Source organism: Vibrio sp. Vb1755, from assembly GCF_033338635.1.
GTDB classification, from domain to species: Bacteria; Pseudomonadota; Gammaproteobacteria; order Enterobacterales; family Vibrionaceae; genus Vibrio; species Vibrio alginolyticus.
Genome location: NZ_JAWOTA010000075.1, coordinates 1 through 1,830 on the forward strand (window position 1 = coordinate 1; position 1,830 = coordinate 1,830).

At 46.4% G+C, this 1,830-nt stretch carries 2 protein-coding genes; both read right to left on the minus strand.

The window, feature by feature from the left end; translation table 11 throughout:
• Positions 1-514 (minus strand): efflux RND transporter permease subunit (locus tag R7E00_RS22660; protein WP_318124498.1); only part of this gene is annotated, 514 nt, incomplete at its 3' end.
• Positions 515-527: 13 nt separating this feature from the next.
• Complete coding sequence (locus R7E00_RS22665; RefSeq protein WP_318124499.1) at positions 528-1,685, minus strand: efflux RND transporter periplasmic adaptor subunit; 1,158 nt, start codon at positions 1,683-1,685, stop codon at positions 528-530.
• Positions 1,686-1,830: the final 145 nt, after the last annotated feature.

The following is a 1,830-nucleotide window of genomic DNA, read 5'->3' on the forward strand; positions in this document are numbered from 1 at the left end:
TATTAAGCTGCAGAAGCTCATCTTCAATCTGCTTCGCAATCGGCTTAAGCTCTTCAAGAGGCCTGTCCCCCACCAGCCCCATTTCTATCACGTCTTGTCGCCATTCAACCTGATAGACATTGATGGGCTCCATGCCAAGAGGCAGGTTAGAAATAGTATCGATGCGCTGATTCACATCATCAAGCACTCGCTTGATATCCGCGTTGACATCAACTTCGATAGAAATATAAGCACTGCCACGAGAAGCTCGCGACACCACTTTTTTAATGCCAGTAACGTCTTTGATCGACTCTTCCACTTTGACCAAAATACTCTCTTCAATTTCTTGAGGAGACGCACCTGGATAAGTCGCGCGAACGTCGATGTAGTTCACTTCGATATTCGGGAACATCTGACGCTGGATAAACATGTAACTCACGATACCCATGATGATGATAAACACCATCAACAGGTTGGCAGCCACAGGGTTATTGGCAAAATAGGCAATGATGCCCTTTTGATTCGTATCTTCCATGACAAACTCCTACTTACTGTACGACGGTTTCGGAGTCGTCATTCTTTTTTGCAATTTGAACCGCCATGCCTTTTTGCGGGTATTCAGGAAGAGTCAGAACCAATTGGTCACTTTGTTCCAAACCTTCACCTACCAACATGAATTCTCCCTCAGCTCTTAATACTGTGACAATGCGAGGCTGAAGTTGATTTTCATCGTTGACGACCCAAACCGTGCGGTTTTTCACTAATTCTTGTGGAAGACGATAGATGTGCTTGAGCTCTTTGCCCGTAAAGCTGACTTCTACGTAAGAACCAAATTTGATTGGCGGTTGCTGGTTATCGATGCCATAAGGGTCTTCAACCTGAATCACCATATTGATCATGCGTGTGGCGCTGTCAATCATTCCCAAATCGCGAACGACTTTACCTTCACGTGTGGTCGAGAGAATGCCTTGCTGAGTTACGGTTGCTGTCAGCTCTTTGATTGACTCCGGCAAAAACGCACTATCAAAACCAGCAATTGGAACATGCACTTCCGCCACTTCGATGTTATTCAAAGTGGCGACACGAGATCCCGACGTCACAAACTGCCCCACACCGACATCACGCTCGACCACTAAAGCATCGTATGGCGCAACCACTCGGCAGTTTTCCAAGTCGCGATTTGCACGTTTGAGAGCGGCTTGAGCAGACTTCACTTGCGCTTGCGCGCTAAGCACCTGAGGTTTACGCCAGTACAGCTCGGTGATTTGCTTGTCGCTAAGTTTTTTCGCTTGGCGTTTCGCCACTTCCGCTTTTGCTTGTTCTTCAATTAACGATGCTCGAGCACTAGCCAGACCCGCTTCAGCTTGAAGTACGGCCGCTTCATAATTATCGCTTTCTATCGTGAATAACACTTCCCCACGCTTCACGATGCCACCGGTTACAAAATTAGGGTGCCAACTGATCACTTCACCGCTGACTTGAGCAGAAAGGTGTGTTTTTTCGAATGGAACCAATTCGCCATGGCTGGTAATCACGACTTTATGGTCAGTAGGAAAAAGAGAAGAGGCTCGAACTGTGGGTTCGGTTATGGTTTCTTTTGTTGACTCTTTCTCTGGTGCTGTCGCTGCAATCGCAGCATATCCAGCGTAAGATCCGCCGACGACAACGAAGGGTAAAAGCCAACGTACTATGGGTTTTGCTAACATCAAAAATCCTTTTTTATTGTTGTATTCAGCCGAATGCTCGTGTTGGTTTTTCAACCTAAATGCGACATCAAAAAGCATAATGCTCAATGAGTTAGCAAGTACTCCCTGTGAGCAATCGGTGAGTTCATTGCATCTGAAATAGACG

Excerpts from the sequence above, each read along its gene's own strand:
- R7E00_RS22665 (WP_318124499.1), bottom strand. The coding sequence starts at position 1,685 with ATGTTAGCAAAACCCATAGTACGTTGGCTTTTACCCTTCGTTGTCGTC.